This is a genomic window from Promineifilum sp. (SeqCode), assembly GCF_041918635.1.
GTDB lineage: Bacteria > Chloroflexota > Anaerolineae > Promineifilales > Promineifilaceae > Promineifilum.
On sequence record NZ_JAYRVJ010000545.1, the window covers coordinates 1 to 6,833 of the forward strand.

The window sequence follows — 6,833 nt, forward strand, 5'->3', positions numbered from 1 at the left end:
GAGTTGCGCTACGCGGCCCCCAACCCCCACCCCGCGGGTGGATTATTAGACGACTACCCCCCCTCCCCGGTGCGGGGGGTGGCCCCCCACCGCCCGACACCGGTCAGGTCTATCTAACCTTATGACCCAATACGAACTCCCCATCACCGGCTTGCCCATCGGCGCGGTCAGTCCGTTGGTCATCGTTTGCGGCGACCCGGCGCGGGCCGACCGCATCGCCGGAAAGCTGGACGACGCCACGCTGCTCAGCCACCGGCGCGAATACCGGGCGCACCACGGCCACTACCGCGGCCGGCCCATCACCGTCTGCTCCCACGGCGTCGGCGCGCCGGGCGCGGCGGTGGCCTTTGAAGAACTAATCGCCGCCGGGGCGCAAACGATCCTGCGCGTCGGCACGTGCGGCGCGCTCCAGCCCGACATCCACGCCGGCCAGCTGATCGTCGCCACGGCCGCCGTGCAGAACAATGGCTATGGCCGCGAGACCGTGCCGGACGGCTACCCGGCCGTGGCCGACCCGGCGCTGAGCCTGGGCCTGGCGCGGACTGTGGCCGCGGCCGGCCACACGGCGCGGATGGGCATCGTCCTGTCGCGCGACAACTTCTACGCCGGGGTGGCCGCGCCGGCCGCACCCGACTACCGCGCCATGTCACAGGCCCGCGTGCTGGCGGTAGAGATGGAGTGCGCGGCGCTCTTCCTCGTCGGCAGCCTGCGCGGCGCGAACACGGCGGCCATCCTGGTGGTGGACGGCAATGTCCTGGAAGCGGCGGAAAGCATGGAGAGTTACCAGCCCGGCCGCGACATCGTGCGCGCCGGGGTGGACGCGGCCATCGATTGCGCGCTGGAAGCGCTGGCGGGCGCGGCATGAGCAACCTCAGGCAACTGCGGCGGGCCATTCGTTTCCTGCTGCGCGAGCGCGAGCCGGCCGACGCGATGGCCGCCTACTACGCCCTGCACCACGCCGAGGAGCGGACGACGCTGGTCGCCGCCCCGGAAGAGCGGCCGGCGGGGTACGTGGCCCTGTCGCGCACGGGCATCGACCTGTTCCGGCCGCTGGTCACCATGCGCCTGCCGACTGACCATGCCGCCGACGCGACCGAGGCCGCGGCCCGCCTGATCCGCCAGGCGTTGGGGCCGGGGCAGCCAGTTATCCTGAGTATCCCGTCGCGCTACCTGCCGCTCATCCAGGCGCTCTTCGACATCCAGTCGGAAGAGCGGCTGCGCCTCTATGCGCTCGACCCGGCCCGCTTCGAGCCGATCATCAACGTGCTGGTAACGCGCTCGCTGGGGCCGGGTAATCTGCCGCGCTACATCATCCGCTCCAGTCAGAGCGGCGAGGAAGAGGTCGTCGCCAGCGCCTCGCTCAACTGGCAATCCCCTGCGTTCGCCGAGATCGCCGTCAATACCCGGCCGCAGCACCGCCGCCAGGGCTGGGGCCGCAGCGTCGTGGCCGCGATCAGCCAGGAGTTGCTGGACAGCGGACGCGCTCCCCTCTACGTCGTCGCGGAAGACAATGACGCTTCGATCCACCTGGCCGAAAGCGTCGGTTTTGTGGACACCGGCGTCAGAGAGATCATGCTCCAGGCGACCCTAAAAGAGCGTTGAGAGGCCGTGAACAAGGCGTGAAATATCGTCTGGCCCCGTTGACCCCCCTCCCCCTCCTATGATACTCTGCGAGTAAGTTTACTCGTATTGGTAGTTTTGGGTCGCACCTGTATTGGTAGCAAGCTGAAGATAAAGCACCGTTTCCCAGATCTTATGGGAACGGTGCTTTATCTGGGGCTTCCACGAAGTGGAATTTCACCTGTATCAGTAGGACCGATGTGGAGGTATTGGTAGCATGTTTCGCAAGACTGGTATCGTCAAGTGGTTTAGCCGGTTGAAGGGCTACGGGTTCATCAACTCCGACGAGAACGGCGAGGAAGTGTTTGTCCACTACTCGGCCATTCGCGGCGACGGCTATCGCAACTTGTATGAGGGCGATAAAGTCGAGTATGAGTTGATCGACCGCGGCAAAGGCCCGCAGGCGCAGAATGTAATGGCTAAGCGGGAGTAGCCAGCCCCTCGTCTCCGGCCCGGGAGTACCGGAGACTCCACAGAGTCCGTCAAGTAGAAGAATCGTGTATTGGGAAGTCCGTTGCCCGCCCTTGCGCGGGCTTTTCGCTTTCTCTAGCAGCCTCAGCTTTTTCGTTGTATACTCCACGTTCCACTGAATCCCATAGCTGTGCGGCTGCCATGTCCTATTCGGTGTTGATCGTCGATGACAACCTGTCTCTAGCTAACCTCTACGAGGTGGTTTTCGAGCGTTTCGGCTGCCCTGTGCGACGCGTGTCGAGCGGCGCGGAGGCGCTGAACAGCCTCGCCGCCGACGTGCCCGACGTTATCCTGCTCGATATTTTGATGCCGGAGATGGATGGGGTGGAGGTGTGCCGGCGTCTGCGCGAACAGCGGCCGGAGTGCCCGCCATGCATTGTTATCTACACCGCCAACACCCGGCCCGGCGTGCGTGAAACGTGCCTGGCCGCCGGAGCGAACGTGTTCTACACCAAGAGCATGTCCGTCTTCGAGCTGCCGGCGCGGATTGCAGAGGAATTAGGAATTAGGAATTAGGAATCAAAGGTATCTCTGGATTCACAATTCCTAATTCCTAATTCCTAATTCCTAATTTTATAGTTTGGACAGGAAGGTCTTCGCCACCCCATTGTGCCGGCCCAGATAGCGGATGCCCGCATCGACCACGCTGGGATAATTCATCAGGATGCGCTGGTAGAGGTAGGATTTGCGCATCGTTGACCACATCTTCTCATTGCAACGCCGCTCATAGGCGCGCAACCTCTCGCGCGAGACGTCGCCCGCGCGCAGCGCCCCATCGATCACGTCGGCGGCCAGCACGCCGGAAACCAGTCCGTTGTAGATGCCGCCGCCGGTCAGAGGATCGATGAAGCCGGCGGCGTCGCCAACCAGCAACGCCCCGTCGTAGGCGTGTTGCAACCGCTTCTGCGAGCCAAAATTGAGCTGCCAACTGGCGACGTCGCGCACCACGCCGCCCCGCGTCAGGCGCTCACGGATGGCCGGCATGTCCAGGAAATCGCGCAGCATTTGCTTCAGGTTCTTCTTGAGACCGCGAAACACGTCCAACCGCATGCCCAGACCGATGTTGGCAACGTGGTCGCCGGCGGGAAAAATCCAGGCATAGCCGGGCAAAATCTCGTCGTAGAGGAAGAACTCGATCTCGTGCGGGTAGAGTTCCAGATCCTCGATGTAGGCCCGCAGGGCGACAGCGCGATGACGATCGACGTGTTGCGCCGGCTCCGGCCGCAGGTGGCGCATGATGGTCGAGGTGACGCCGTCCGCGCCGACGACGACGCGCGAGCGGTAGGCCTTCACCTCGCCATTCTGGCGGGCCAGCACGCCCACAACGCGGCCGTCCTCCAGCAGCGGCTCCTTCACTTCCGCCTGGACAAACTGCGCGCCACACTCGACGGCCTGTTTGTGGATAACCGCGTCAAAGTAGCGGCGCGGGGCGACGTAGGAGTCCTCGCCCGCCACGCCGCGGCGAAACTCGGCCCGAATGAGATGGCCGCTGGGTGATACCAGCCGCATGCCGTCCAGCCGGTGGAACTCGCCGCGGGCCTCGGCGGCGGCGATTTTGTCGGCCATGCCCAATTCGCGCATGATGTGAACAGCGCCGGCCGAGATGGCGTCGCCGCAGATCTTGTCGCGGGGGAAGGTGTGGCGGTCGAGCAGCAGCACGTCGCGCCCCTGGCGCGCCAGGGCGGTAGCCGTAGTGGCCCCGGCCGGCCCTGCTCCGACAACGATCACTTCATGTTCGCGCGCCGCGTCCATCACAGCCCCTCGTCCGTCCGGATAGCCGCCAGCAAGCCGCGACAACCGTCCTCCACCAGGCGGTAAACGTAGTCGAAGTTATCGGTGTAGTAGGGGTCGGGCACGTCGTGGACAGGGGTATGGGTGGCGAAGTCGAGCAAACGATGGACGTGGGGCAGGTCGCCAAACCGGTCGCGCAGCACCTCGGCGTTCTCCGCGTCCATGGCGATGAAGTAGGTCTTGCCGTTGGTCGCGTCGCCGGGTGCGAGTTGGCGGGCGCGGCCGTCATAGGCGATGCCGTGGCGCGACAGGACGCGCCGCGTGCCGGGATGGGCCAGTTCGCCGACGTGGTAGGCGCTGGTTCCGGCCGAGTCTACCTCGATACGCCGCGACAGGCCGGCGTCATCCACTAACCTTTGGAAGATGGCTTCGGCCATCGGTGAGCGACAGATGTTGCCCAAACAGACAAATAGGACACGAACAGTCATGGCTCGGGTTCTCCACATACCCAAACCTGACAGGCCTCAGGATACCTGTCAGGTCTATAGCTTGTGGCAAGCCGGCCTATAAGCCGCATTCTGTGGGCGATGGGCGGCGAACCGTCCATCGCTGGCGATCATCTATCTGGGACGGTTGTTGCCAACCGCCTCGTGCAGTCTACCCGGACGTCAGACGGGACGAGCAGCCCCGTAGGCGACGAGCGCCTTCCGCCCTGCTTGACCTTGCTCCTGGCGGGGTTTGCCTGGCCGGCGACATCGCTGCCGCCGCCGGTGGTCTCTTACACCACCGTTTCACCCTCGCCGGAAGAGTCGCCCCTTCCGGCAATACGCCTCTCTGTTGCACTTGCCGTCGAGTTGCCCCGCCCGGCTGTTAGCCGGCGCCATGCTCTATGGAGTGCGGACTTTCCTCGGCCCCGGCGAACCGGAACCGCGATCGCCCAGCCAGCTTGCCATCGCTAATGCTACCGGGATTTGGGCCGTCCGGCAACACCCTCTCTAGACGGGCCGGCTCCGCCCCTTCTTGCCCCACCGCTCAAACGCGACTATAAAGACGGCGGGCGGCACTCATTCCCGCCCCCCGGAGGCGACCCGTGCTGCTGACCATACCAACCAACTCCCCCTTCTCGCTTCACACGCTGCCCTACGGCGTCTTCCGTCCCGGCGCGGGGGAGCCGGCCCGCGTTGGCGTGGCCGTCGGCGACTGGGTACTCGACCTGGCGGCGCTGGCGGCCGGGGGCGTCTTCGCCGGGCCGGGGCTGCGCGGCGGGGAGGTATTCGCCCGGCCAGCGCTGAACGACTTCATGGCCCTGGGCCGCGCCGCCTGGGATGAGGCGCGGGCGGTGGTGCAGCGCCTGCTGGCCGAGACGCTGACCAGCATGCGACCGGTTGCGCCACCCCTGAGCCGGACGCTCCACCGGCGCGATGAGGTCGAATTGCTGCTGCCGGCGGCTGTGGGCGACTACACCGACTTCTACTCGTCGCGGGAACACGCTACCAACGTGGGGGCGATGTTTCGCGGGCCGGAAGCGGCGCTGCTGCCCAACTGGCTGCACCTGCCGGTGGGCTATCACGGCCGGGCCGGTACGCTCCTCCCGACCGAGGCTGACGTCGTCCGGCCGCGCGGCCAGATACTTCCGCCCGGCGCGACCGCGCCCGTCTTCGGCCCGACGCGCGAACTGGATTTCGAGTTGGAGGTCGGCTTCTTCGTCGGCCCCGGCAACCGCCACGGCGAGCCTATCCCGGCTGGCGCGGCGGCCGACCACATCTTCGGTCTCGTCCTCGTCAACGACTGGAGCGCCCGCGACATCCAGCGCTGGGAGTACCGGCCGCTCGGCCCCTTCCTGAGCAAGAGCTTTGCCACGTCCATCTCGCCGTGGGTCGTGCCGCTGGCCGCGCTGGAGCCGTTCCGCTGCCACGGCCCGGCGCAAGACCCATTGCCGCTGCCCTATTTGCGCGCCGCCGGGCCATGGGCGTTCGACATCCACCTGGAGGCGACGCTGCAAAGCGCGGCGATGGCCGAAGCGGGGCTGCCGCCGCTGACGCTGACACGCACCAACTTCCGCCACCTCTACTGGAACATGGCGCAGCAGTTGGCCCACCAGACGAGCAACGGCTGCGCCGTGCGGCCGGGCGACCTGCTGGCCTCGGGCACGATCAGCGGGCCAACGCCCGACGCGCTGGGCTGCCTGCTGGAACTGACCTGGGGCGGCGCGCGCCCCATCCCCCTGCCCACCGGGGAGACGCGCCGCTATCTGGAGGATGGCGATCGGCTGACATTGGCCGGATGGAGTCAGGGGGAGGGATATCGGGTTGGGTTTGGGGAGCTTACGGCGCTCGTGCGGCCGGCATTGGAATAAGCAGGCCGGTTCGTAGTCAGGTAATTCATTGCCGTTCTGCGGGCGCGGGAAGAACAGCAATGAATTGCCTGACTACGAACGGCGAGTCAAGGTGAGCGGTGGACTCCTCTTCAAGGCGGGTATTACAGGGCGCGGCGGCCCTAGGGATCGTCGCCATCGGGCTGGTGGCCCTCATGGCCGGGGGCGCATTTGACCCGCGACCGCTAGGCCCACTCGTCGCCGCGACCACGCCGGGGACACACACGCTGGACGGGCGCGGCGAGATGCTATTGCCGCAGGGAGATCCGCTGCCGCCCGACTCACCGGCCTACTCGCTCCGCCTGACGGCCGCCCACGTCGCCGGCGAGATCGATAGCGGCTATGGCCTGGCGCTGGGGGGCGAGGAATGGGCGCTCATCGTGGCCGTGTCGCCAGCCGGCTACGTCGCCATCTGGGAGGCGGTCAATGGGAGCGAACCGGTTTACCGCTTGCCCTGGCAAACGTGGCCCCACGTGCGCGGCGGCGAGGCCAATGAGATATGGCTGGACGTAGCGCGGGCGGGCGGCGGGGCGACAGTCACGGCCCGCGTCAACCGCGAACTGTTGTGGCGGGGCGAGATAGAAGAAGTGAGTGACGGCGCAAGCCTGTGGCTGGGCAGCTTCGGCGGCCCGGTCAC

8 protein-coding genes and 1 other RNA gene are annotated in these 6,833 nt (G+C 66.4%); 6 read left to right on the forward strand and 3 right to left on the reverse strand.

Features of this window, described 5'->3' with window-relative positions; genetic code table 11:
* Positions 1–121: 121 nt before the first annotated feature.
* The 4 genes from ACE3UY_RS16390 (at position 122) to ACE3UY_RS16405 (ending at position 2,607) form a co-directional block, all read left to right on the forward strand.
* On the forward strand, positions 122–865 hold the full coding sequence (locus tag ACE3UY_RS16390; protein ID WP_374688566.1) for a nucleoside phosphorylase: 744 nt from the start codon (positions 122–124) through the stop codon (positions 863–865).
* Positions 862–1,602 carry a GNAT family N-acetyltransferase gene (locus tag ACE3UY_RS16395; protein ID WP_374688567.1) on the forward strand — a complete coding sequence of 247 codons (741 nt, stop codon included), beginning with the start codon at positions 862–864 and terminating at the stop codon, positions 1,600–1,602. The genes ACE3UY_RS16390 and ACE3UY_RS16395 overlap by 4 nt, the downstream gene beginning before the upstream one ends.
* A 235-nt stretch (positions 1,603–1,837) precedes the next feature.
* Positions 1,838–2,053 carry a cold shock domain-containing protein gene (locus ACE3UY_RS16400; RefSeq protein ID WP_374688568.1) on the forward strand — a complete coding sequence of 72 codons (216 nt, stop codon included), beginning with the start codon at positions 1,838–1,840 and terminating at the stop codon, positions 2,051–2,053.
* A gap of 179 nt (positions 2,054–2,232) precedes the next feature.
* A complete protein-coding gene (locus ACE3UY_RS16405; RefSeq protein ID WP_374688569.1) occupies positions 2,233–2,607 on the forward strand; it encodes a response regulator in 375 nt (124 codons plus the stop codon).
* A gap of 57 nt (positions 2,608–2,664) precedes the next feature.
* Here ACE3UY_RS16405 and ACE3UY_RS16410 read toward each other — a convergent pair whose 3' ends face one another.
* From ACE3UY_RS16410 to rnpB, 3 genes are all read right to left on the reverse strand, one after another.
* Positions 2,665–3,888, reverse strand: a complete 1,224-nt coding sequence (locus tag ACE3UY_RS16410; RefSeq protein ID WP_374688570.1) for an NAD(P)/FAD-dependent oxidoreductase — start codon at positions 3,886–3,888, stop codon at positions 2,665–2,667.
* Positions 3,843–4,310, reverse strand: coding sequence for a low molecular weight protein-tyrosine-phosphatase (locus ACE3UY_RS16415; RefSeq protein WP_374688571.1), 468 nt, complete (start codon positions 4,308–4,310; stop codon positions 3,843–3,845). The genes ACE3UY_RS16410 and ACE3UY_RS16415 overlap by 46 nt, the downstream gene beginning before the upstream one ends.
* Before the next feature lie 63 nt (positions 4,311–4,373).
* Positions 4,374–4,771: RNase P RNA component class A (gene rnpB, locus ACE3UY_RS16420), an RNA gene on the reverse strand.
* Positions 4,772–4,912: 141 nt separating this feature from the next.
* Here rnpB and fahA point away from each other — a divergent pair.
* Positions 4,913–6,178: a fumarylacetoacetase gene (gene fahA, locus ACE3UY_RS16425; protein ID WP_374688572.1), complete on the forward strand. Its 1,266-nt coding sequence runs from the start codon at positions 4,913–4,915 to the stop codon at positions 6,176–6,178.
* A 98-nt stretch (positions 6,179–6,276) separates the two neighbouring features.
* A partial coding sequence (locus ACE3UY_RS16430; protein ID WP_374688573.1) for a hypothetical protein occupies positions 6,277–6,833 on the forward strand: 557 nt, incomplete at its 3' end.